The 23,633-nt window shown below is 74.1% G+C and carries 18 protein-coding genes, 1 tRNA gene and 1 other RNA gene; 11 read left to right on the forward strand and 9 right to left on the reverse strand.

Annotated features, from left to right (window positions below):
• Nucleotides 1–19 precede the first annotated feature (19 nt).
• Complete coding sequence (gene upp / locus ACZ50K_RS26355) at nt 20–655, forward strand: uracil phosphoribosyltransferase (protein ID WP_468907466.1); 636 nt, start codon at nt 20–22, stop codon at nt 653–655.
• Between the two features lie 70 nt (nt 656–725).
• Here the strand turns inward: upp and ACZ50K_RS26360 are convergent, their stop codons facing one another.
• Nucleotides 726–1,388, reverse strand: coding sequence for a LytR C-terminal domain-containing protein (locus ACZ50K_RS26360; protein WP_468907467.1), 663 nt, complete (start codon nt 1,386–1,388; stop codon nt 726–728).
• Between the two features lie 79 nt (nt 1,389–1,467).
• Nucleotides 1,468–1,764 (reverse strand): type II toxin-antitoxin system VapB family antitoxin, encoded by a 297-nt coding sequence (locus ACZ50K_RS26365; protein WP_283457276.1) that lies wholly within the window; start codon nt 1,762–1,764, stop codon nt 1,468–1,470.
• 88 nt (nt 1,765–1,852) lie between these two features.
• On the opposite strand from ACZ50K_RS26365, the gene ACZ50K_RS26370 reads away from it, so the two are divergent.
• Nucleotides 1,853–3,424 carry a helicase HerA-like domain-containing protein gene (locus ACZ50K_RS26370; protein ID WP_468907468.1) on the forward strand — a complete coding sequence of 524 codons (1,572 nt, stop codon included), beginning with the start codon at nt 1,853–1,855 and terminating at the stop codon, nt 3,422–3,424.
• A 31-nt stretch (nt 3,425–3,455) separates the two neighbouring features.
• On the opposite strand, the gene ACZ50K_RS26375 is transcribed toward ACZ50K_RS26370, so the two are convergent.
• Both ACZ50K_RS26375 and ACZ50K_RS26380 read right to left on the reverse strand, forming a co-directional pair.
• Entirely contained in the window at nt 3,456–3,926 is a 471-nt protein-coding gene (locus ACZ50K_RS26375) for a cupin domain-containing protein (RefSeq protein WP_468907470.1), read from the reverse strand.
• A gap of 62 nt (nt 3,927–3,988) precedes the next feature.
• Nucleotides 3,989–4,585: an HhH-GPD-type base excision DNA repair protein gene (locus ACZ50K_RS26380; RefSeq protein WP_468907471.1), complete on the reverse strand. Its 597-nt coding sequence runs from the start codon at nt 4,583–4,585 to the stop codon at nt 3,989–3,991.
• Between the two features lie 97 nt (nt 4,586–4,682).
• On the opposite strand from ACZ50K_RS26380, the gene ACZ50K_RS26385 reads away from it, so the two are divergent.
• Nucleotides 4,683–5,495, forward strand: coding sequence for a VOC family protein (locus tag ACZ50K_RS26385; protein ID WP_468907472.1), 813 nt, complete (start codon nt 4,683–4,685; stop codon nt 5,493–5,495).
• Between the two features lie 18 nt (nt 5,496–5,513).
• Here the strand turns inward: ACZ50K_RS26385 and ACZ50K_RS26390 are convergent, their stop codons facing one another.
• From ACZ50K_RS26390 to ACZ50K_RS26400, 3 genes are all read right to left on the reverse strand, one after another.
• Nucleotides 5,514–5,984: a molybdopterin-dependent oxidoreductase gene (locus tag ACZ50K_RS26390; RefSeq protein ID WP_468907474.1), complete on the reverse strand. Its 471-nt coding sequence runs from the start codon at nt 5,982–5,984 to the stop codon at nt 5,514–5,516.
• Between the two features lie 84 nt (nt 5,985–6,068).
• Nucleotides 6,069–8,837 (reverse strand): molybdopterin-dependent oxidoreductase, encoded by a 2,769-nt coding sequence (locus ACZ50K_RS26395; RefSeq protein ID WP_468907476.1) that lies wholly within the window; start codon nt 8,835–8,837, stop codon nt 6,069–6,071.
• Nucleotides 8,834–9,658, reverse strand: a complete 825-nt coding sequence (locus ACZ50K_RS26400) for an FAD binding domain-containing protein (protein WP_468907478.1) — start codon at nt 9,656–9,658, stop codon at nt 8,834–8,836. The genes ACZ50K_RS26395 and ACZ50K_RS26400 overlap by 4 nt, the downstream gene beginning before the upstream one ends.
• Before the next feature lie 229 nt (nt 9,659–9,887).
• On the opposite strand from ACZ50K_RS26400, the gene ACZ50K_RS26405 reads away from it, so the two are divergent.
• Nucleotides 9,888–11,381 carry a helix-turn-helix domain-containing protein gene (locus tag ACZ50K_RS26405; protein ID WP_468907479.1) on the forward strand — a complete coding sequence of 498 codons (1,494 nt, stop codon included), beginning with the start codon at nt 9,888–9,890 and terminating at the stop codon, nt 11,379–11,381.
• Between the two features lie 97 nt (nt 11,382–11,478).
• On the opposite strand, the gene ACZ50K_RS26410 is transcribed toward ACZ50K_RS26405, so the two are convergent.
• Nucleotides 11,479–15,102 carry an AfsR/SARP family transcriptional regulator gene (locus ACZ50K_RS26410; protein ID WP_468907480.1) on the reverse strand — a complete coding sequence of 1,208 codons (3,624 nt, stop codon included), beginning with the start codon at nt 15,100–15,102 and terminating at the stop codon, nt 11,479–11,481.
• Between the two features lie 224 nt (nt 15,103–15,326).
• Between ACZ50K_RS26410 and ACZ50K_RS26415 the strand changes: the two genes are divergently transcribed.
• The 3 genes from ACZ50K_RS26415 (at nt 15,327) to ACZ50K_RS26425 (ending at nt 17,438) form a co-directional block, all read left to right on the forward strand.
• Nucleotides 15,327–16,352, forward strand: coding sequence for an NADP-dependent oxidoreductase (locus ACZ50K_RS26415; protein ID WP_468907481.1), 1,026 nt, complete (start codon nt 15,327–15,329; stop codon nt 16,350–16,352).
• Entirely contained in the window at nt 16,352–16,954 is a 603-nt protein-coding gene (locus ACZ50K_RS26420; protein WP_468907482.1) for an NAD(P)H oxidoreductase, read from the forward strand. The genes ACZ50K_RS26415 and ACZ50K_RS26420 overlap by 1 nt, the downstream gene beginning before the upstream one ends.
• 76 nt (nt 16,955–17,030) lie before the next feature.
• Nucleotides 17,031–17,438, forward strand: a complete 408-nt coding sequence (locus ACZ50K_RS26425) for an SHOCT domain-containing protein (RefSeq protein ID WP_468907484.1) — start codon at nt 17,031–17,033, stop codon at nt 17,436–17,438.
• Between the two features lie 82 nt (nt 17,439–17,520).
• On the opposite strand, the gene ACZ50K_RS26430 is transcribed toward ACZ50K_RS26425, so the two are convergent.
• A tRNA-Ser gene (locus tag ACZ50K_RS26430) sits at nt 17,521–17,608 on the reverse strand.
• Between the two features lie 151 nt (nt 17,609–17,759).
• Here ACZ50K_RS26430 and ffs point away from each other — a divergent pair.
• The 4 genes from ffs to ACZ50K_RS26450 all read left to right on the forward strand — a co-directional run bounded on the left by ffs (nt 17,760) and on the right by ACZ50K_RS26450 (nt 23,445).
• Nucleotides 17,760–17,858, forward strand: an RNA gene (gene ffs / locus ACZ50K_RS26435) — signal recognition particle sRNA small type.
• A gap of 52 nt (nt 17,859–17,910) precedes the next feature.
• The gene (locus ACZ50K_RS26440; protein ID WP_468907485.1) at nt 17,911–20,181 is read left to right on the forward strand and encodes a DNA polymerase III subunit gamma and tau; all 2,271 of its coding nucleotides are present in this window, start codon (nt 17,911–17,913) and stop codon (nt 20,179–20,181) included.
• A gap of 59 nt (nt 20,182–20,240) precedes the next feature.
• Nucleotides 20,241–21,494, forward strand: coding sequence for a phosphoribosylamine--glycine ligase (purD, locus tag ACZ50K_RS26445; protein WP_468907487.1), 1,254 nt, complete (start codon nt 20,241–20,243; stop codon nt 21,492–21,494).
• 343 nt (nt 21,495–21,837) lie between these two features.
• A complete protein-coding gene (locus ACZ50K_RS26450; protein ID WP_468907489.1) occupies nt 21,838–23,445 on the forward strand; it encodes a M48 family metalloprotease in 1,608 nt (535 codons plus the stop codon).
• Nucleotides 23,446–23,633 lie beyond the last annotated feature (188 nt).

Here is a 23,633-nt window from a genome sequence, read left to right on the forward strand (position 1 = left end):
GCGCGGTTACTGTGGGGTTATGCGGATTCACGTCGTCGACCACCCGCTGGTGGCGCACAAACTGACCACCCTGCGCGACAAGCGCACCGATTCCCCGACCTTCCGTCGGCTCGCCGACGAGCTGGTGACCCTGCTCGCCTACGAGGCGACCCGGGACGTGCGGACGGACCCGTCGGACATCGAGACCCCGGTGGGTCCGACCCGGGGCGTGAAGCTGTCGTACCCGCGTCCGCTGGTGGTGCCGATCCTGCGGGCCGGGCTGGGCATGCTGGACGGCATGGTGCGGCTGCTGCCGACCGCCGAGGTGGGCTTCATGGGCATGGTCCGCAACGAGGAGACCCTGGAGGCCTCCACGTACGCGACGCGGATGCCGGAGGACCTCTCGGGCCGGCAGGTGTACGTGGTGGACCCGATGCTGGCCACCGGCGGCACGCTGGTCGCGGCCATCCAGGAGCTGATCAAGCGCGGTGCCGACGATGTGACGGCGGTGGTCCTGCTGGCCGCCCCCGAGGGCATCGAGGTCATGGAGCGGGACCTGGCCGGGCAGCCGGTCACCGTGGTCACCGCCTCGGTGGACGAGCGGCTCAACGAGCACGGCTACATCGTGCCGGGGCTGGGCGACGCGGGCGACCGGATGTACGGCGCCGCCGAGTAGCCGCCGGGCGGCGGCGGTACCGCTGCCTGTTGTCTTCACCGCCTCCGGCCCGGCCGGAGGCGGTGCTGGTTCAGCAGTTCGCCGGAGCCGGCACGGGGTTGGCCAGGACGGCCATGGCCTTGTCGGCCTCCGGCTTCGCCTTGAGCTGGGTGAAGGCGGTGCCCAGGATCAGGTCGATGTCCGCGCTCGCGCGGGTGTCGGTCTGCAGGGTGGCGCCGGTCAGCTGGGTGCCGAGGACCGCGTAGGCCCGCTTGTCGGTCTTGGGGGAGCCCAGCAGTATCCCGGTTCCGGGCACCTTCTTGTCGAAGGTGGCGGGCGCGTTCCCGACCTTGCCGACCACGAAACCGCGTTTGCGCAGTTCGTCGCCGACGGCCTTGGCGAGGCCCGAGCGCGGGGTGGCGTTGTAGACGTTGACGGTGATCTGGCCGGGTTTGGGCAGTGCCGCCGCGGGGGCCTTGGAGGCGCCGGCGGGGGCCGCGGCCGGTTTGACCGCCGTGCCTTCGGCCTTGTCGCGGGTGCAGGGGGTGCCGGATCCCGCCGTGTTCTTCTTGCCGTCGTTGCCGAAGACGTCGACGAGCTGAAGCGTCCCGTAGCCCAGCAGGCCGAGCGCCACGACGGCGCCGAGGACGGCGAGCACGATCCGTCGGCGGCGCCGCGGACGGGACATACGGGGGTAAGCGGCTCCCGTTACGCGGTACTTTCCGCCCATGCCGGGGGGAGTGAGCATGCTCATGGGCGCAGCGTAGTGCGGCCCGGGGACGATGCCTACTAAATGATGTGTTGATAGTGCAGAGCAGACCCGAAAGGCTCAATCAGCCCAGTTCGAGAACGCGGGCGTGGAGCACTTGGCGCTGTTGCAGTGCGGCGCGCACGGCCCGGTGCAGGCCGTCCTCCAGGTAGAGGTCGCCCTGCCATTTCACGACGTGCGCGAAAAGGTCGCCGTAGAAGGTGGAGTCCTCGGCGAGCAGCGTTTCGAGGTCGAGCTGTCCCTTGGTGGTCACCAACTGGTCCAGCCGGACCGGGCGCGGCGCTACGTCCGCCCACTGCCGGGTGGTTTCCCTGCCGTGGTCGGGGTACGGCCGCCCGCTTCCGATGCGCTTGAAGATCACACGGAAAGCCTACCGGGCCGGTGCCTGCGGGCGCAGCCTCGCGACGTTGATGCAAAGGTGGCAAACAGTCCTATTTCGGGAGTGAGAGATGAGCGACAGCACCGCGCCGGCCGATCGGATCGCCGCCGGTTACGCCTTCACCGGACCCGCGCTCGACCTGGGGGCCCTGCTCTGGGACGGGAGCTGCCGGCCGGATCTGCAGATCCGGGTGCCGCTGTCGATGCTGAACCGGCACGGGCTCGTCGCGGGTGCCACCGGCACCGGGAAGACCAAGACGCTGCAGCTCATCGCGGAGCAGCTGTCGGCGAACGGGGTGCCGGTGTTCCTCGCGGACGTCAAGGGGGACGTCTCCGGGGTGTCGGCACCCGGCACTCCCGGCCCGAGGATCGAGGAGCGGGCCCGGGAGGTGGCCCAGGAATGGGAGCCCCGGGGCTGCCCCGCCGAGTTCTACTCGCTGGGCGGGATCGGGCCCGGAATTCCGGTGCGGGCCACGGTGACCGCATTCGGTCCGGTGCTCCTGTCGAAGGTGCTCCAGCTCAACCAGACGCAGGAGCAGTCGCTCGGTCTGATCTTCCACTACGCGGATTCCAAAGGCCTGGAACTGATCGATCTGAAGGATCTCCGGGCGGTGGTGGCATTTCTGGTTTCCGATCGCGGAAAGCCCGAACTGAAGGGGATCGGGGGTCTCTCCACGGTCACCGCCGGAGTCATTCTGCGGGCCCTCACCGCATTCGAGCAGCAGGGGGCGTCGGAGTTCTTCGGCGAGCCCGAGTTCGACACCAGTGAATTCCTGCGGACGGCGGCGGACGGCCGTGGAACGGTTTCCGTCCTGGAACTCCCGGCGGTCCAGGACAAACCCCAGCTGTTCTCGACGTTCCTGATGTGGCTGCTGGCCGACCTCTACACCGATCTTCCGGAGGTCGGCGATCTGGACCGGCCCAAACTGGTCTTCTTCTTCGACGAGGCGCACCTGCTGTTCAACGGGGCGTCCAAGGCGTTCCTGGAGGCCATCACCCAGACGGTCCGGCTGATCAGGTCGAAGGGCATCGGGGTGTTCTTCGTGACCCAGACGCCGAAGGACGTGCCGGCGGACGTGCTGGCCCAGCTCGGCAACCGGGTGCAGCACGCGCTGCGGGCGTTCACCCCGGACGACGCGCAGGCCCTGAAGGCCACCGTGAAGACCTTCCCCCATTCGGAGTACGACCTGGAGGAGCTGCTCACCGGGCTGGGCACCGGCGAGGCCGTGGTGACGGTGCTGAGCGAGAACGGGGCGCCGACCCCGGTGGCCGCGACCCGGCTGCGGGCGCCGCAGTCGCTGATGGGTCCGATCGAGGCGGGCGCGCTGGACGCGGCGGTCAGGGGTTCGCTGCTCTGGTCCCGGTACGCGGAGCCGGTGGACCGGGAGTCGGCCTACGAGAAGATCAGCGCCGACCAGGCGGCGGCGGAAGCGGCGGCGGAGGCGGCGGCCGCCGCGGCGGAGGCGGAGAAGGAGGCCGAGAAGCAGGCCAGGACGGCGGCGAAGGCCCCCAAGCCGGATCCCTCGCTGACCGAACAGGTGGTGGGCAGCGGGCTGTTCCGCTCGCTGGCCCGGTCGATCGGCACCCAGTTGGGCCGGGAGATCTCACGGTCGCTGTTCGGCACGGCCCGGCGGCGGCGCTGACGGCCTGCGGTCCGGCGGTCGCCGGCCGTCCTCAGCGGGCGCGGCTGCTCCACACGGTGCTCTCGGCGTAGTGGTTGTCGTATACCGGGGAGGAGTCCTTGATGTCCTGGACGGTGGCCTCCCCGGCGTTGACCCGGCCCAGCAGGCGGTAGTAGTCGAACCGCTCCATGCCGGGGGCGAAGCCGACGAGCACCTCGGCGCCGGTGCCGGGGGCGGGGGCGAAGGCGTGCTCGGTGCCGGGCGGGACGGCGAGGAAGTCCCCCCGGCCGAGGGTGACGACCTCCTGGCCAAGGAGCAGGTCCAGCCGGCCGTCGAGGACGTAGAAGAACTCGGTGGCCCGGGTGTGGAAGTGCACCGGGGCGCCGGCCGCGCCCGGCTCGAAGCGGGCGGTGTTGCAGGTGAGGCCGGGCTGGTCGGCGAGGAGGGTGATCAGGCTGCCGGGGGCGTCGGAGACGGTCTCGGCGGTGGCGGCGCGGGTGATCAGGGGCTGCGTGGTCTTCATATGATCAATCTATTTCGCCCGTTGACCGGGTAAAGAGGTCAATCAGGGGTCGGTTTTCCCGGTCAATTCTTGGCCGCCGCTGCTTTGGCCGCCGCCTTCGCGGCCTGTTTGTGGGCGCGGACCTTCGCCAGGGACTCCGGGCCGGTGATGTCCGCCGCCGAGCGGTAGACCCCGGCCGGGCCGTAGTCCCCGGCCGCCTCCCGCCAGCCCTTGGGGCGTACGCCCATCCGCTTGCCCAGCAGGGCCAGGAAGATCTGGGCCTTCTGCTCGCCGAAGCCGGGCAGCGCCTTCAGCCGGCGCAGCAGCTCCGCCCCGGTGCCGGCGTCCGCCCAGAGGGCCGTGACCTCTCCGTCGTAGTGCTCGACCAGGTACGCGCAGAGCTGCTGCACCCGTTTGGCCATCGACCCGGGATAGCGGTGCACGGCCGGCTTCTCGGAGAGCAGCGCGGCGAAGGCCTCCGGGTCGTAGGCGGCGATGGCGTGCGCGTCGAGGTCCTCGGCGCCGAGCCGGGAGGCGATCGTCCAGGGGCCGGTGAAGGCCCATTCCATCGGCACCTGCTGGTCGAGCAGCATGCCGACCAGGGCCGCCAGGGGGCTGCGGCCGAGCAGCGCGTCCGCCTCGGGCTGCTGGGCGAGCCGGAAGGTGATGTCCGTGTCCATGCCTCCAGCCTGCCCCGGCCGGCCGCTCCCCGCGCGGTTGTCGGACCCCCGGCCTAGCGTGGTAGCGGAGCGGACACGTGACAGGAGTGGATCGATCATGACTGATTTCCCCGAGGGCGCACCGTGTTGGGCCGATGCCATGTTCAAGGACGTGGAGGGTGCCAAGGCCTTCTACGCGGAGGTGCTGGGCTGGACCTTCGGTGAGGCGGCCAGTGAGTTCGGCAGCTACACCCAGGCCTACTCCGAGGGGAAGGCGGTCGCGGCCGTGGTCCCGCCGATGCCGGGCGGCGAGGACGTGCCCTCGGCCTGGTGCCTGTACTTCGCCTCGGCGGACGCGGCGGCCACCGCCGCGAAGGTGAAGGCGGCCGGCGGCACCCTGCTGATGGAGCCGATGCAGATCGGCACCTTCGGCACGATGGCCCTCGCGCAGGAGCCCAGCGGGGCGGTGTTCGGGATCTGGCAGCCGGGCGAGCACCGGGGCTTCGAGAAGATGGGCGAGAACGGCGCCTACGCCTGGGCCGAGGTGTTCACCCGCGACCCGGACCGGGCCGACGCCTTCCTGGAGGGCGTGTTCCCCTACCGGTCGGAGAAGATGGCGGACCCGGACGAGCCCGAGATGGACTTCCGGGTGTTCAGCCTGGGCGACGCCCCGCAGCCGGTGCTGGGCCGGATGCTGATGGGCGAGGACTTCCCGCCCGAGGTGCCCTCCTACATCCAGCTGTACTTCACCGTCCCGGACTGTGACGCGGCGGTGGAGAAGGCCAAGTCCCTCGGCGGGCAACTGCACTTCGGGCCGATGGACAGCCCGTTCGGCCGCTTCGCGGCCATCGCCGACCCGCAGGGCGCGGCGTTCGCGGTGATCGACCTGTCCACCACGGTCGGCGAGATGCCGGAGTTCTCCGAGGCTTAGGCCGTCCCTTCCGGCTGCCTAGGCCGTCAGGACCCCGGCCGGGGTCCTGACGGCCGGGGTGCCGGGCAGGGCGCCGAACCAGACGCGGGTGACCGCGCTCACGCAGCGGGCTCCGCAGCGGTCCGAGGGGACCACCAGCTGGGCGCCCGCGCCGTCGAGGTCCCGGCCGTCGAGGCGGGTGGCCAGCAGGACCGGGCTGCCGCCGAAGTCCTCGTCCAGCTCGGCCCAGGCCACCACGCTGTGGTGGCCGTCCCCGCCTCTGACGGTGATCAGGAACCGGGAGCGGTCCTTGCGCCGGCCGGAGTCGAACACCGGCCCGGCGTCGGCGACCACCTCGCGCAGCAGCGGCCCCTCGAACACATGGTGCTGGGGGCCGTTGGTCGCGCAGTCGAAGGTGACCTCCGCCCGGTGCCGGCGCCAGGCGCGCAGGTCCGCGACGCTGAGCAGCCCTGGGTGCGCCAGTTCTCCGTGCAGCACGAGTTCGGCCATGGAGGGCTGATGCCCTCCTTCGGCCATGGCGGAAACCTCGTCTGCGAGCTTGGGGTATTGAGACAGCTGGCAGCTGAGCGGGTTCTAGTGCGATTCACCTTGCATCTTCTGCCAGACCGCATCGCGGGTCACGGGCAGCTCGGTGAACCGGACCCCGGTGGCGTCCCGCAGGGCGTTGGCGAAGGCCGGGGCCACCGGGTTGAAGGGGCTCTCGCTCATCGACTTGGCGCCGAGCGGGCCGATGGCGTCCGAGGTCTCCATGAAGTGGACCTCGGTGCGCGGGACATCGGCGTACTGGGGCAGCCGGTAGCGGCGGAAGGCCGCGGTGGTGACCTCCCCGCGCCCGTCCACCCGTACGGTCTCGAAGAGGGTGGCGCCCAGGGCCTGGGCTACTCCGCCCTCGACCTGGCCGCGGCACTGCATCGGGTTCATGACCTTGCCCGCGTCGGCCGCGTGCACGCTCCGCAGGATCTTCATCTCGCCGGTACCCGGGTCGACCGCGAGCCGGAACCACTGGGCGTTGAAGGCCACCGAGCGGGGGCTGCCGCCCCAGTGGCCGTCCGCCGCGATCTCCTCCAGCGCGCCCTTGTCGTACGCGGCCTCGTACAGCTCCTTGAGGGTGACGGTGCGGCCCGCGCAGTCGAAGGCCTCGGTCCCCTGCTTGCACAGGTGCCGGGCGACCCCGGTGTGCCGGGCGGCGAAGGTCTGGAGGCGTTCGGCGAGGGACTGGGCGGCCAGCATCACGGCCTTGCCCGCGACGACCGTGCCGGCCGAGCCGAAGGCGCCGGTGTCGTGCCGGACCACGTCGGTGTCCGACTGGCGGACGGTGATCCGGTCGACCGTGGTGTTCAGCGCGCCCGCGGTGATCTGCTTGTGGACGGTGGTGGTGCCGTTGCCGAACTCCGCGGTGCCGACCGCGATGTCGTAGGTGCCGTCGCGGAGCAGGCTGACCCGGGCGTCGGCGAAGTGGCCGCCCGGCGGCCCGGTCGCGATCATGGCGACCGCGGTGCCGGTGCCGGTGAGCCAGCCCTCCGGCACGTCCAGATGGCTGCGGTCCTCGGCGATGGCCTCGCGGACCACCTCCATGCACTGCTTCATCCCGTAGGAGGCGATGAAGAGGTCCTCCTCGTGGCCGATCGGGGTCACCATGTGGTCGCCGGGGCCGATGACGTTCTTCTCGCGGAGTTCGAGGGGATCCATGCCGAGTCTGATCGCCAGCTCGTCCATCATCGATTCGAGGGCGAAGAGGACCTGTCCCAGGCCGTAGCCGCGGAAGGCGCCGGCCGGGACCCCGTTGGTGTAGACGGAGTAGGCCTCCACCTCCTTGTTCGGCGCCCGGTAGACGGCGAAGGACTCGCCGACGCTGTGGAACATCACGGCCGGGCCGTGGTTTCCGTAGGCGCCGGTGTTGGCGACCACCCGGATGCGGAGCGCGGTGAGGGTGCCGTCGGCCTTGGCCCCCATCTTGATGGTGATCTTGAAGGGGTGGCGGGTGGTGGCCCCGTAGAACTGCTCGGCCCGGGTGAACTCCAGCTTCACCGGGCGCCGCAGCTTCAGGGCGGCGAGGACCACGATGTCCTCGGTGAGCATCTCCTGCTTGCCGCCGAACCCGCCGCCCACCCGGCCCGCGACCACCCGGACCTCGTCCTCGTTCAGGTCGTAGAGCGCGCACAGCGCCCGCCGGGTCAGGAACGGGGCCTGGGTGGAGGAGCGGACGGTGATCCGCTCGCCGGTCCCGTCCTCCTTGGGCTCGAAGTAGGCGACGCTGCCGTGGGTCTCCAGGCTGGCGTGCTGCACCCGCTGGGTCTGGAAGGTCTCCTCGTGGACCACGTCCGCCTCGGCGTAGCCCCGCTCCATGTCGCCCAGGGTGTTGTGGACCTCCCCGCAGACGTTGTTCCCGGCCCGGAAGATCCCCGACTCGGGGCCCTTGGGGTGGATCACCGGGGCGCCCGGGAGCATGGCCTCCTCCGGGTCGATCACATACGGCAGTTCCTCGTACGTGACGACCACCCGGCGGCAGCCCTCCTCGGCGGCCTGCTCGCTGTCGGCGACCACGGCCGCCACCCGCTGGCCGACGAAGCGGACCACGTCGTCCAGGACGCGGGTGTCCATCGGGTCCTCGGTGGGGTGCTCGTGCCGGGCCGAGGAGTAGAGGTGCTCGGGGGCGTCATGATGGGTGAACACGGCGTGCACGCCCGGGACTTCGAGGGCGTCACTGGTGTCGATGGAGACGATCCGGGCGTGCGGGTGCGGGGAGCGCAGCAGCTTCATGTGGAGCAGCCCGGGCACCTCCACGTCGAAGGTGTAGCGGGCGGTCCCGGTGACCACCAGCGGGCCGGCCGGGGCGCCCAGGCTCTTGCCGACGGCCTCGCCGGCCCCGGGGAGTTCGGTGTGCTTCACCCCGCGCACCGCGTCCTCGATGGCCCGGTAGCCGGTGCAGCGGCAGATGTTGCCCTTGAAGGCGCGCGGCAGGTCGTCGAGCTTCCCGTCGTCGTGGGCGGTGCCCTGCTCGGCCTGGAGGGCGGCGGTGGTCATCAGGAACCCGGCCGTGCAGAACCCGCACTGGAAGCCCTGGGCGTCGAGGAACTTCTGCTGTGCCGGGTGGAGTTCGCCGCCCTCCCGGGCCAGGCCCTCCACGGTGGTGACGGACCGGCCCTCGGCGCGGACCGCCGGGTAGATGCAGCTGTGCACGGGCCGGCCGTCGACATGGACCGTGCAGGCCCCGCAGTCGCCCTGGTCGCAGCCCTTCTTCACGCCGAACCAGCCCTGGTCGCGCAGATAGGTGCGCAGGCACTGGCCGGGACGCGGGTCCTTCTCGAAGCGCTTCCGGTTGATCTCGATCTCGAAGCTCATCGGTCGGTCTCCTCGGTGAGTTCGCGGCGGATCTCCTCGGCGAGGCGCAGCGCCATGTGGCGGCGCCAGGAGGGCAGTCCGTGGATGTCGTCGAACCAGTCCGCCGCCGGGACGGCACCGTCGATGGTGCGGCGCAGTTCGGCGGCCGTGGGGGGCAGCGGGAACCAGAAGCGGAAGGGCCGGGTGGTCGCGGCGGTGACGGTCAGCGAGAAGGCGCCGTCCTGCGGGTCGGAGGTGCCGATGACCAGGGCGCCGGAGCGGCCGAGCCCGTAGAGGGAGGCCTGCCGGAAGGCGGTACGGGCGTCCAGGGCGCGGGCCGGCAGGGTCACCGAGCGGAGCAGGTCGCCGGGGTTCAGGTCCTTGACCCCGGCGCCCTTGACGAAGGAGTCGACGGGGACCCGGCGGGTGGCCCCGTCCTGGCCCTGGATCAGGCAGACCCCGTCCAGGGCGGCGGTCAGGGAGATCATCGGGCCGGCCGGCAGGCCGTTGCAGAGGTTCCCGCCGACGGTGGCCATGTTCCAGATCTTGAAGGAGGCCAGGAAGGCGCGGCAGCACTGCTCGAAGAGCGGGGCGGCGGTGGCGGGCAGGGTCCGGCCGAACCGGGAGAGCTCGGTGATGGTGCAGGTGGCGGAGATCTCCAGGGAGCCGTCCGGATGCCAGGAGAGCGGTGCCCAGCCCATCCGGGAGAGGTCGACCAGCCGGCGGATGTGCGGCTGCGGCTCGGAGAACAGGTAGGTGCCGCCGCCCAGCCAGGCGTCGCCCTCGCGCCAGGGTTCCCGGCGCCGTGCGTCCCGCACGTCGAGCACGGTGTTCAGATCCATTTCCGCCGCCAGTCGTTCCTGCAGTCGTTCCTGTTGGGATTCCGGCCAGTGAAACAACGGGGACGGGTGGGAGGCGACTGGTCCCGGACACGGAAAACCACCATCGCGCACCGACCGCTCCTGGTGGATCGTCCAAGAGGCTAACTATCGAATTGCCCTTGCATTTACCATGGCAAGCCCCGTATTCACCTCGCGAACGTGGGCAGCACCCACCGCAAGGAGACCCGCCGTGCACGTCCTCGACCTGCTCCAGACAGACAGCCTCGGACTCACCCTGCTCTGGGGCGAGGAGGCCCTTCTCGGCCACGAGGTCAGCGGGGTCACCGCCACCGACCTGGAGGACCCGGGACGCTTCCTGGGCCCCGGCGAGATCGTGCTCAGTGGGCTGGTCTGGTGGGCGCCCGGGGAGCCCGCCCGCACCGAACGCTTCGTCGCCGCCCTCGCCGAGGCCGGGGCCAGCGCCCTGCTCGCCGGGGAGGAGACCCACGGCCGGGTCCCCGAGGAACTCCTCGACGCCTGCCGGGCCCGCCGCATCCCGCTGCTGTCGGTGCCCGCCCGGACCAGCTTCCGGGCGGTGACCGAGACCGTGTACCTGCGCCAGTGGGGGGACCTCAGCCGCCGCCCGACCCGGCTGTTCGCGCTCCCGGAGAACGTCCGCAACGAGCTCAGCGGACTGCTGGAACGCGGCGCCGGACCGGCCGAGCTGCTGGAACGGGCCTGCGCCCACCTGGGCCGGCTGCCCTGCTACCTGCTGACCGCGAGCGGCCGCACGGTGGCCCGTACCCCCTCCGCCCCGCCCATCGCCCCCGCACGGGCGGCCGGACCGGCCCGGCCGGGCGGGGTCAGCCTGCGGATCGAGGCCGACGGCAGCCCCTACGACGCCTGGCAGCTGCACGTGCCGGACCCGGACGCGGCACCGCCCCGGGTGCTGCACGAGATCGCCGAGGTGTTCGCCCAGTACCGGGACGGCCAGGCCCGGCGCGCGGCGGCCGACCGGCGGGCCGGGGAGGAGCTGATCGCCCTGCTGGACTCGCCGGTCCCATCCGAGCCGGGGGTACTGGAGGACGCCCTGCACGCCGCCGGACTGCCGCCGCGCGGCCCCTACCGGGTGCTGGTCGCCACCTCCGGGGACGCCCTCGCCGAGGCACTCGCCCACCTCGGCGGCACCGCCGTGGTCGGCCGGGCGGCCGCCGTACTGCACGAGGGGGCGGAGGCGGGGACGGGGACGGCCGGGGGGCCGGAGGCGGAGGCGGGAGGCGCGCCGGACGTGGCGGAGGCGCTGGCGGGGATCTGGCCGCTGGTCCGGGCCTGCCACCCCGACCCGGACCTCCGGCTCGGCCTCGGGGCCCGCGCGGCCGGCACCGAGGACCTGCGGACGGCCCTCGGCCAGGCCCGGTTCGCGCTCACCGCGGCGGACCAGGAACGCCCGGTCCGCGCGGTCGACCAACTCGACACCCTGTCGGCACTGCTGGCCGGGGTGCCGCCCGAGGTGCGCAGGGTGTTCGGGGCCCGGACCCTCGGCCTGCTGGGCGACGGGATGCTCCGCGAGACCCTGGAGGTGTTCCTGGCGAACAACTGCTCCTGGACCCGCACGGCGGAGGCCCTGCACCTGCACGTGAACACGGTCCACTACCGGATCGAACGGGTCGAGTCCCTGACCGGCCGCGACCTGTCCCGCCTCGACCACAAGCTCGACCTGTACGCGGCCCTGCTCTGCGGCTGACCGGGGCCATGCCGATGCCCGGGTCCGTCCGGCCCGGGCCGGACGGAGTACGGGCGCGGCAAGGCGGCCGGGCGGCCGGATCGGGTGGGCGGTCGGGTCAGGGGGCGTGGGTGCCGTCGCCGGGAGCGTGCGCCCCGCCGGGGGTGGCGATCCCGGCCGGGGAGCCGGCCATGAGCAGCCCCTCGCCCTCGGCGGGGGCCGGGGCCCGGCCGTGGGCGGCGGGGGCGCCGGGGGTGAGCGGTGCGTCCCGTTCGGCGGGGGCTTCGGCGTCGAGCAGTGCCTCCAGTCCGGCGGCGGGCAGGGCCCGGCCGCGGGTGACGGCGGCCGTGAAGGCCGGCCCGCCCAGGGCGGACCGGGCGGCCGCGGTCGCCCGGTCGGTGTCGGTGCGCTCGCCCGGCGGCAGCGGGGTGCCCTGGGACTCCCGGAGCTGCGCCGCCGCGCCCAGCAGCAGGGCCGCCGACTCGGCCCGGCCGTCCGCCGCGAAGGCGCCGGCCAGCCCCTCCAGGGCCAGCGCCCGGGCCCGCGGGTCGCCGGTCCGGTCGGCCGCCGCCAGCCCCTCCCGGTGCAGCCGCTCGGCCCCGGCCGCGTCCCCGCGCTGCTCGGCCGCGTAACCGAGCTGGGCCAGGATCAGCGCCGTACCGGAGTCCACGCCCAGCCGGCGGTTCCAGTCCAGCCAGGGCAGCAGCAGGGCCTCCGCCACGTCCGGCTCCCCGCGCCGGCGGGCCCCGAGCGCCAGGCCGGTCTCGGCGAACTGCTCGGCCGGCCGGTGGGACTGCTCCGCGGCCAGCCGCCGGGCCCGCTCGTGGTAGCCGGTGGCCCCCGAGTCGTCCCCGGTCAGCAGGGCGATCCGGCCCAGCCTGCTCAGCCCGAAGGAGGCACTGGTCCACAGCCGCAGGGCCTCGGCGTCCCGCACCCCCGCCTCGTGCAGCCGGGCCGCCTCCGCGTAGTCCCCGGAGATCTCGGCGAGGACGCCCAGCTGCTCGTTGGCCCCCAGCAGGCCCCACCGGTCACCGGTCTCGGCGAACAGCGCCGCATTGGCCTCGGCGTAGCGGCGCAGCTCCGCGAGGTCCCCCCGGTAGAGGGCGCGGTTGGCCCGGACGCCGAGCGTGGCGGCCTGCCCCCAGAGGTCCCCGGCGGCCCGGAACTCCTCGTGGAGGGAGCCCAGTTCCTCGTCCTCCGCACGGCGCCCGGCCGGTCCGGCGAAACCGCAGTGGGCGAACGCCAGCAGCCAGCGGCTGTCCGCGTCCGCCCCGTCCGCCCCGTCCGCCCCGTCCGCCGTGCCGGAGCCGCTCGCGGGCGGCACGGCGTCGCTGCCGCTGATCAGGCCGAAGGCCGCCCGCCGGGTCCGGGCGGAGGCCAGCGCGACCGGATCGGGCGCGCCGGCGGGGGCCGCCCCGAGGACCAGGTCCAGGGCGCGGACCGCCTCGCCGATCCGGCCGCGCAGATGCCAGTACCAGGAGAGGGAGTTGACCAGCCGCAGACCCTCCGGGCCGCCCTCCTCCAGGGCGGCCCGCAGGTTCGGGGACTCGGCGTCGAGCCGGGCCAGCCAGTGCCGCTGGTCCGGTCCGCGCAGCGCGGGCGCCGCCCGCTCGGCGAGGTCGGCGAAGTGCCGGGCGTGCCGGCGGCGGACCCGGTCCCGCTCCGGCGGGTCCGCCTCGGCCAGCCGCTCCAGGCCGTACGCCAGGACCGACTCCAGCATCCGGTAGCGGGGGGCGCCGTCCGGGTCCGCCGTGTAGCCGGTGCCCACCAGGGAGCGGTCCACCAGCCGGCTCAGCAGGTCGAGCACCTCGTACTCGGGCAGGTCCGGCCCGGCGCAGACCGCCTCGGCGGACTCCAGGGTGAACCCGCCGGTGAACACGGCCAGCCGGCGCAGCAGCATCCGCTCGGCCGGGGGCAGCAGCTCCCAGCTCCAGTCGATCATCGCGCGCAGGGTCCGCTGGCGGGCCGGGGCGTCCCGGCGCACCTGGCTGAGCAGCCGGAAACGGTCGTGCAGCCGGTCGGCGAGGGCGTGCACACCGAGGGTCCGGACCCGGGTGGCGGCCAGTTCCAGGGCCAGCGGGATCCCGTCCAGCCGACGGCAGATCAGCGCCACGGCCTCCCTGTTGCCCGGTTCCAGGACGAAACCGGGGGCGCCGGCGGCGGCCCGCGCGGCGAAGAGTTCCATGGCCTCGGCGCCGTCGAGCGGGGCCACCGCCTCCAGGGTCTCCCCGGCCAGCGCCAGGGGGTCCTGGCTGGTGGCGAGGATCCGCAGGCCGGGGGCGCGGCCGAGCAGCGGGCCGACCAGGGCGGCGAGCGGCTCGACGAGCTGCTCGCAGTTGTCGAGGACGAGCAGCAGCCGCCGCCCGGCGAGCGCCCCGGCCAGGCGCTCGGCGGTGCCCGCCGGACCGCTGCCGGGCGGACCGCCGCCGACGGGACCGCCCGCCGCCGCCCCGGTGTCGGGCCCGTCGTCGCGGAGGCCGAGCACGTCCGCCACGGCGTCCGCCGGATCGCCGCCCGCGCCGATGCCGGCGAGTTCGACGAACCAGACCCCGTCGGGGAACTCCTCGGGGAACGCGGCGGGGAACTCGGCGGGCGCGGTCATCCGGGCGGCCGCCGCCAGCGCCAGCCGGGTCTTCCCGACCCCGCCGGGCCCGACCAGGGTCACCAGCCGCCCGGCCCGCACCAGCTCCGCCACCCGGCCGACCGCCGCCTCGCGCCCGACCAGCGAGCTGACGGGCGCGGGCACATTGCCGGGGACGGCCGGGCTCCCGCTCGCGGGGGCGCTTCCGGGCCCGGCCGGGGGTGCCGCCGGGGGCGCGTTCGTGGGCGTGGCGCCCGGTGTGCCCGCGCGCGTGGCTCCGGGCGCGCCCGCGCCCGTACCGGCCCGTGCGCCCCATGGCGCGCCCCCGACCGGGTCCGGAACCCGGTCCGCCACCGGGGCCGTCGGCGAGCCCGCCGCGAGACCCGCCGCGAGACCCGGCTCCAGAGGCGGCTCCAGGGACGGGTCCTGCCGGAGCATCGCCTCGTGGAGCCTGGCCAGGGCGGGTCCCGGGTCGATCCCCAGTTCCTCGGCGAACCGCTCCCGCAGCTCCCGGTAGGCGCCCAGGGCCTCGTTCTGCCGCCCCGCCCCGTAGAGCGCCCGCATATACGCGGCCGACAGCCGCTGGCGCAAGGGGTGTTCGCCCACCAGGGCAGCCAAGTCATCGGCCAATACCGTGTGTTCGCCCAGCTCCAGACGGAGTTCCGCCCAGTCCTCCCAGGCCGTCACCCGCTGCTCCTCCAGCCCGGCCACCGCCGCCCGGGCGAACCCGGCGTCCCGTACGTCGGCGTAGGCCGCCCCGCGCCAGAGCCCCAGCGCATCCGCCAACAGCCTTACGCGGGAACGTGGTTCACCCTCCGCCCGGGCGCGCGCGGTGAGGGCCTCGAACCGTCCCGCGTCCACCTGCTCCCGGCCCACCCGCAGGGTGTACCCGGCCGGTCCGTACGCCACCAGGGCGCGGGCCCCGGGGTCCGCCGCGGCCAGTGCCCGGCGCAGCTGGGAGACCTTGGTCTGAAGGGAGTTGGCGGGATTGCCCGGGGGTTCCGCGCCCCACAGGTCGTCCACGAGCCGGTCCACCGGCACCGGCCGGCCGTACCGCACGAGCAGCGCGGCCAGCAGCGTACGCACCTTGGACTCGGGCACGGGGACGGGAGTTCCCCCGTCCGTCCGGACGGTGACCGGGCCCAGCACCTCGAAAAGCATGTGATCACGCTAACCGGTGACGTCCCCCGGACGGCGGGCCCACCCGCCGGGCCGAGGGCCGCCGTGCGCGGGCGTGCGCGGGCGTGCGCCGGCCGTGCGTGGACCGTCGGCGGTTCGTGCGCGGCCCCCCGCATCGTGATGTCCGTACCCACCGGGGGCCGCCCACCGGCCCCCGGAACCCGGAACCCGGAACCCGCACCACCCCGACCCGTGAAGGACATCCCATGCCGCTCGGAACCGTCACCTCCCGTGAGATCCGGCTCGCCGCCCGCCCCCTCGGCGCCCCCGCCCCGACCGACTTCGCCCTGGTCGCCACGGAGGTCCCCGAACCCGCCGAGGGCCAGATCCTGGTCCGCAACACCTGGATGTCGGTGGACCCGTACATGCGGGGCCGGATGGACGACGCCCCCTCCTACCTCCCGCCGTTCCGGCTGGGCGCCGCCCTGGAGGGCAGCGCCGTCGGCGAGGTGATCGCCTCCCGGGACGCCTCGGTCCCCGTCGGGGCCACCGTGTCGCACTTCCTGGGCTGGCGGGAGCACGCCGTACTGGACGCGGCCGCCGCCACCGTCATCGATCCCGGCCTGGCCCCACCGGCCGCCTGGCTGGGCGCCCTCGGCACCACCGGCCTGACCGCGTACGCCGCGCTCACCCGCACCGCCCCGGTCCGGGAGGGGGACGTGGTGTTCGTGTCGGCGGCCGCCGGGGCGGTCGGCAGCGTGGCCGGGCAGCTGGCCCGCAGGCTGGGCGCCTCCCGGGTGATCGGCTCGGCCGGCGGACCGGCGAAGACCCGGAAGCTGCTGGACCTGTTCGGCTACGACGCGGCCGTGGACCACCGGGCCGGCGGGCTGCCGGAACAACTGGCCCAGGCCGCCCCCGACGGGGTGGACGTCTATCTGGACGCGGTCGGCGGGGACCACCTCCAGGCGGCCGTCGGCGCCATCCGGCCGGGCGGCCGGATCGCCCTGGTCGGCGCGATCAGCGGCTACAACGCCACTGCCCCGGCCCCGGGCCCGGACAACCTGTTCCGGGCCGCGGCCCAGGAGGCCACCCTGCGGGGCATGCTGGTCAGCAGCCACTTCGACCTCTTCCCGGAGTGGATCGGGAAGGCGGCCGGCTGGCTGGCGGACGGCAGTCTGCGCACCGAGCAGACGGTGGTCGAGGGGCTGGAGCGGGCCCCCGAGGCCTTCCTCGGCGTCCTGGGCGGCGCCAACACCGGCAAGATGCTGGTCCGGCTGGACGGTGGCCGCTGATGTCCCGCGTCCTGCTGGTGGTGGCCCACCCGCGCACCGACTCGCTGACCGCCCAGCTCGCCGACCGGGCCCGTACCGACCTGCTCGCCCAGGGCCACCAGGTCGACCTGCTGGACCTGCACCGGGAGGGCTTCGACCCGCTGGTGACCCCGTCGGACGAGCCGGACTGGGCCGACCCGGCCAAGGAGTACACCCCGGAGGTCCACGCCCACATGCGGCGGATCGAGGAGGCCGACGCGCTGGTGGTGGTCTTCCCGCTGTGGTGGTTCGGGCTGCCCGCGATCCTCAAGGGCTGGGTCGACCGGGTGTGGAACCACGGCTTCGCCTACGGCGCCGGGAGCCCGCGGCTGGCCGGCCGGCGGATGCTGTGGATCGGCCTGGTCAGCTACGGCGAGGCGCAGTTCACCGAGAAGGGCTGGGACCAGGTGGTCGCCCGGGTGCTGCGGGAGGGGATCTCCGGATTCTGCGGCATCGAGGACGCGTCCGTGCACTTCGTGTACGACTCGCTGACCGCGGGCGAGCAGGCCCTGGCCCAGGCGGGCCCGGCCCTGGAGACCCTGGGACTCACCCGACCGGACGCCTCCGGAGTGCCGACCCGTTGAGCCGACGGTATGAATGGAATCCGGCCGGAATGACCTGAATCCGACCTACCTGTCTGTCGAACGGAGTGGGACGGCCATGGACGACTATCCGCTGCTCAATCTCTTCTGGACGATGCTGTGGCTGTTCCTGTGGGTGATGTGGTTCTTCCTGCTGTTCAAGGTGGTCACCGACATCTTCCGTGACCACAGCCTGAGCGGCTGGGGCAAGGCCGGCTGGCTGGTCCTGGTCCTGCTGCTGCCCTACCTCGGCGTCCTGATCTATCTGATCGCCCGCGGCCGGAGCATGGGCGAACGCGACGTGAAGCAGGTCAAGGAGCAGGAGGAGGCCTTCCGCCAGTACGTCCGCAAGGCCGCCGGCACCGAAGGCACCGCCGCCCCGGGCGGCAGCTCGGTGGACGACCTGCACAAGCTGGCGGCCCTGAAGGACAAGGGCGACCTCAGCCAGGAGGAGTTCGACCGAGCCAAGGCCAAACTCCTCACCTGACCCACACCCGCCCGCGCGCGGGAAACGCGAAGAGCCCCACCGCAAGCGGTGGGGCTCTTCGACATCGTGCCCGGTGAGGCACTGGCGGAGGATACGAGATTCGAACTCGTGAGGGGTTGCCCCCAACACGCTTTCCAAGCGTGCGCCCTAGGCCACTAGGCGAATCCTCCGGGGCAAACAATACAAGACGTTGAGGGGTGCTCGCGAACGTGATCGTCGGCCGGGGTCCGGGAGGGGGTCCCGGAGGGATCCGGGTGGGGGGCCGGGTGGGGTTCGGGAGGGGGGCGGTCGATTCCGGGGGCCGGTATCCGCTACGCTGGGGCCAGCCCCTCACGTGGCGTCATCTCACCGAACTCCCCCAGGGCCGGAAGGCAGCAAGGGTAAGTGGGCTCTGGCGGGTGCGTGGGGGGCGCTTGCGTTTCCGGGGGCCGGTGGCCGCCCGATGTCGGCGGGCCCGGATAACCTCGTGAGTGTGTCGTCCCTTGCGCTGTACCGCCGCTACCGCCCCGAATCCTTCGCCGAGGTCATCGGACAGGAGCATGTCACTGTCCCGCTGATGCAGGCCCTGCGGAACAACCGGGTCAATCACGCGTACCTGTTCAGCGGGCCGCGCGGCTGCGGCAAGACGACCAGTGCGCGGATCCTGGCCCGCTGCCTCAACTGTGAGCAAGGTCCCACTCCCACGCCCTGCGGGGAGTGCCAGTCCTGCCGGGACCTGGCGCGCAACGGCCCGGGGTCGATCGATGTCATCGAGATCGACGCGGCCTCGCACGGTGGTGTGGACGATGCCCGTGACCTGCGCGAGAAGGCGTTCTTCGGGCCGGCCAGCAGCCGGTACAAGATCTACATCATCGACGAGGCCCACATGGTCACCTCGGCGGGCTTCAACGCCCTGCTGAAGGTGGTCGAGGAGCCGCCGGAGCACCTCAAGTTCATCTTCGCCACCACGGAGCCGGAGAAGGTCATCGGGACCATCCGGTCCCGGACGCACCACTATCCGTTCCGGCTGGTGCCGCCGGGCACCCTGCGCGACTACCTGGGCGAGGTCTGCGGACGCGAGGGCACCCCGGTCGAGGACGGGGTGCTGCCGCTGGTGGTGCGGGCGGGCGCCGGGTCGGTGCGTGACTCGATGTCCGTGATGGACCAGCTGCTGGCCGGTGCCGCCGAGGCCGGTGTGACGTACGCGATGGCGACCTCGCTGCTCGGGTACACCGACGGTTCGCTGCTGGACTCGGTGGTGGAGGCGTTCGCCGCCGGGGACGGCGCGGCCGCCTTCGAGGTGGTCGACCGGATCGTGGAGGGCGGCAACGACCCCCGCCGGTTCGTCGCCGACCTGCTGGAGCGGCTGCGCGACCTGGTGATCCTGGCCGCCGTCCCGGAGGCCGGCGAGAAGGGGCTGATCGACGCCCCCGCCGATGTGGTGGAACGGATGCAGGCGCAGGCCTCGGTGTTCGGCGCGGCCGAGCTGTCGCGGGCCGCCGACCTGGTCAACACCGGGCTGACCGAGATGCGCGGCGCGACCTCCCCCCGGCTCCAGCTGGAGCTGATCTGCGCGCGGGTGCTGCTGCCCGCGGCCTTCGACGACGAGCGGTCCGTGCAGGCCCGGCTCGACCGGCTGGAGCGGAGCGGGCCGGTGGGCGGCCCCGGGCTGGTGGCCCCGGTGGGCGGCCCGCCCATGGGATACGTGCCCGGGCCCGAGTCGCACCCGATGGCCCCGGCCGCCGCGCCCGGCGGAGGTCCCGCCGCCGCCCGGGCGGCGGTCCGCCCGCAGCAGGGCGGGGCACCGGCCCCGGCGGCCGGCCAGGCCCCCGCCCAGCCGGTGGCGCCCGCTCCCGCTCCAGCCCCCGCCGAGTCCGTTCCGGTCCAGGCGCCGCCGGTCCAGGTGCCGCCGGTGCAGCCCGCCGCCGCGCAGCAGCCCGCGGCGCCCGCGCCCGGTGCCTGGCCGGGGGCCGCTCAGCCCGGTGCCTGGCCGGGTGCCGCCCAGCCGGGGTCCGGCGCCCCCTCCCCCGCGCCCGTGCAGCAGCCGGCCGCGCCGGCCGCGCAGCAGGCTCCCGGCCAGTCCGGGCAGTCGTCCCCGGCCGCCCCGGCCGGCGGGCCCGGGATGGCCGCCGGGGCCGGGCAGGTGCAGGCGATGTGGCCGGGGATCCTGGAGGCGGTCAAGAACCGCCGCCGTTTCACCTGGATCCTGCTGAGCCAGAACGCCCAGGTCAGCGGCTTCGACGGGACCACCCTCCAGTTGGGCTTCCCCAACCCCGGGGCCCGGGACAACTTCTCCAGCAGCGGCAGCGAGGACGTCCTCAAGGCGGTGCTCGCCGAGCAGTTCCAGGTGAACTGGAAGATCGAGGCCGTGGTCGGCGGCGGCCAGCCGGCCCCCGCGGCCGGCGGCTTCGGCGGTCCGGCCTCCGGCGGTTACGGCGGCGGGTACGGCGGTGCCCCCGCCCCGGCCCCCGTCCACGCCCCGGCCCCGGCGCACCAGCCCGCCGCCCCGCAGCAGTCCGCGGCCTCCGCCCCGTACCAGCAGCAGCCCCATCAGGCCCACCAGTCGCAGCAGCACCAGCAGCAGCAGTCTCAGGGGGAGCGTTCCGGACCGCCCGCGGCCGCCCCGGCCCCCCAGCCGGTGGCCCCCGAGGACGATGTGGCGGAGGCCGACGACCCGGATCTGGTGGAGAGCGCCCTCAGCGGCCACGACCTGATCGTGCGCGAGCTGGGAGCCACGGTGGTGGAGGAATATACGAACGAGTAGCCGCCGGGGATTGGGTGGCCGCACGAAGGCCGTCCCGGCCGGCGGGCTAGGCTGCACCCGTGAAGGTCCTCGTCATCGGCGGCGGCGCCCGCGAACACGCCCTGTGCCGCTCTCTGTCCCTCGACCCCCAGGTCACCGCCCTCTACTGCGCCCCCGGCAACGCGGGGATCGCCGAGGTCGCCGAGCTGCGGGAGGTCGATCCGCTGGACGGCTCGGCCGTCGCGCGGCTGGCCGGTGAGCTCGGTGCCGGCCTCGTCGTGGTCGGCCCGGAGGCCCCGCTGGTCGCCGGGGTCGCCGACGCGGTCCGCACGGCCGGCATCCCGGTGTTCGGCCCCTCCGGGGAGGCCGCCCTGCTGGAGGGCTCCAAGGCCTTCGCCAAGGACGTGATGGCCGCCGCCGGAGTCCCCACCGCCCGCAGCTACGTCTGCACCACCCCGGAGGAGGTGGACGAGGCCCTCGACGCCTTCGGCGCCCCCTACGTGGTCAAGGACGACGGACTCGCCGCCGGCAAGGGCGTGGTGGTCACCGAGGACCTCGCCGTCGCCCGCGCGCACGCCCTGGCCTGCGACCGGGTGGTCATCGAGGAGTTCCTGGACGGCCCCGAGGTCTCCCTCTTCGCGATCACCGACGGGACCACCGTCCTCCCGCTCCAGCCCGCCCAGGACTTCAAGCGGGCCCTGGACGGGGACGAGGGCCCCAACACCGGCGGCATGGGCGCGTACTCCCCGCTGCCCTGGGCCGACCCCAAGCTGGTGGACGAGGTCCTGGAGACCGTCCTGCAGCCCACCGTCGACGAACTGGCCCGCCGCGGCACCGCCTTCTCCGGTCTGCTCTACGCCGGTCTCGCCATCACCTCCCGCGGGGTGCGGGTGATCGAGTTCAACGCGCGCTTCGGCGACCCCGAGACCCAGGTGGTGCTGGCCCGGCTGCGCACCCCGCTGGCCGGAGTCCTGCTGAACGCCGCCAACGGCACCCTGGACACCCAGGCCCCGCTGAACTGGCGCGAGGACGCGGCCGTCACCGTGGTCATCGCCTCCCACAACTACCCGGACACCCCGCGCACCGGCGACCCGATCGAGGGCCTGGCGGAGATCGCCGCCGAGGACGCCCCGGAGGCGTACGTCCTGCACGCGGGCACCCGCCTGGACGGCGGAACGGTGGTCAGCGCGGGCGGCCGGGTGCTCTCCGTCACCGCGACCGGTTCCGATCTGGCGCAGGCCCGCGAGCGGGCGTATAAGGCGGTGGCCCGGATCCGGCTGGACGGATCCCAGTACCGCACCGACATCGCCGCCAAGGCGGCCGCCGGCCACTGACCCGGGCCGCCCGGCCCGGCTCGGAGCAGCTCGGAGCAGCTCGGACCACTGCGGGCCCGGGCGCGGAAACCACCGCGCCCGGGCCCGCACGTACGAGTGCATCCGGCCACCCTCGAACGCACTCAGCTTTACCCAAAGCCATTCCATCGGGTGATCGATGTGCGCTTCGCCTGACGGCCGCCCGCACCCCAACTAGGGTGCGGCGCAAGCGTTCCGGCGCTTGTTCCGGCACTTGGCCCACCGGCATTGCGATGTCGGTGGCGAGTGTCACAGTGGGGGAGTGAGCAAAGCCGACGCAGCGCAGAGGGGGTGAGGTCCGGCCGTGTCCGGAACCGGTTCGACCATGGATTCGACCATGGAGGTGGGCGCGCTGTCCGCCCGGCACCACGCCCTCGCCGTCCTGCGGGTGCGCGGCAGGGCGCTGGCCCTGCTGCTGCTTCCCGCCGCCCTCGCGGTGGTCCTGCTGGCCGCCCGGGGCACCGGCCGGCTGTCCGGCGACCCCTGGCCGGCCGTGACCCTGGCGGTCTGCGCGGTCGCCGCGCTGGTGCTGCTGGCCGGCGGGGCGGTGGCCGCGGTGGTGCTGCGGGCCAGCCCGGCGGTGACCCCCACGGTCCCGCTGACCGAGGCCAGCGCCCCCGACCTCTACCGACTGGTGCGGGATCTGGCCGACCGGCTGGAGGTCCCCGCCCCCTCCGCGATAGCCCTGACCCCGGACTGCGACAGCTGGCTGGAGGACCGCACGCACGCGGCGCACCGCCGGCGCGGCCTCGCACCCGATGTCTCCGATCCGGCCGGCGCCGCCCCGGTGCTGGTCATCGGCTCTCCCTTCCTGTGGTGGATGCGGGTGGGCGAGCTCCGCGCCGTGCTGGCCCCGGTGGTCGCCGGTACCGGCCCCTCCGCGATGCCCGACATAGCCGACGCCCGCCGCTTCATCCGCGGCCTGGACGCGGCGGTGGACGTGGGCAGCCGCCCCGGACTCGGCTGGATCGCCGCCCCCGCCCGGCTGCTGCTCCGGCTGTGCCGGACGGACGCCACCGAGATGGAGCGCGGGGTGGCCGCGGCCGCCTCCGAGCGGGCCCAGGGCGTGGACTACGGGCTCCGGATCGTCGCCCAGGAACAGGTCGGTCTCGCCTACGCGGGCTGGGACCGGCTGCTGACCCGGGTGGCGCTGCCGGCCTGGCGGATGGGCCGCTGGCCCGCCCACCTGGACGCCGGAGTGGTCTCCGCGCTGACCGAGCTGTCCCGTCGGGACCGGCTGGCCGAGGGGTTCACCTCCCGGCTGGGCGAGCGGCCCGCCTGCGACCTGCTGGACCGGCCGGGGGTGGTCGACCAGGCCGCCTCCCTGTTGGCGGCCCGGCTGTTCCACGGCGGACCGGCCGAGTCCGGGCCCGACTGGTCCCCGGTGGAATGGGCGGACTATCCGGAGGAGGTCGTGGACCGGAAGTGGCGCACCGAGGCCGCCCGGCTGCACACGGCCCTCGACGCGGTGGCCGCCCCCGCCGGTGCGCCCGCCCGCGCCGCCGCGGAGGACGGCCCCACCCTGGAGCGGGTGATCGGCCACCTCTCCGACGGCAGCGGCACGGCCGGCGAGGCCCTGGCCGGCCGGCTCAGCGCGGACGTGGCCCGGCAGGAGCGTTCGGCGGGAGCCGAGGCGGCGAAGGCGCGCGGCGCCGACGCGGTGCCGCTGTTCCCGATCCAGCCGCCGCGCAGCGGCCGGGACCTGCTCGCCGACCATGTCACGGCGATGGTCTGCTGCGCCGCCGTGGACTCCGCCGGTGCCGCCCCGGGCCTGGACTGGCTCGACGGTCCGGTGCTGCTGGTCGGCGGCGAACGCCGCTCGGACCTGGGCCTCCGGGTGCTGTCCCTGGTCGAGGACGGGGACCCGGAGCCGCTCCGGGACTGGCTCGCCGACCTGGGCATCCGGTCCGAGAAGCCGGTCCGGCTGGTCTGAGCCGGCCGGTCCGAGCCCGGCAGGTCTGAGCGCCGGCTGGTCCGAGCCCGGCAGGTCTGAGCGCCGGCTGGTCCGAGCCCGGCCGGTCCGAGCCCGGCAGGCTCGCGTCCGGCTGCTCCACGTCCGGCTCGTCCGGCTCGTCCCGGTCCGCCCGGTCCGCGCCGGACCCGCCGGACCGGAACGCCGGG

The organism is Streptomyces sp. NPDC033845 (assembly GCF_055576225.1).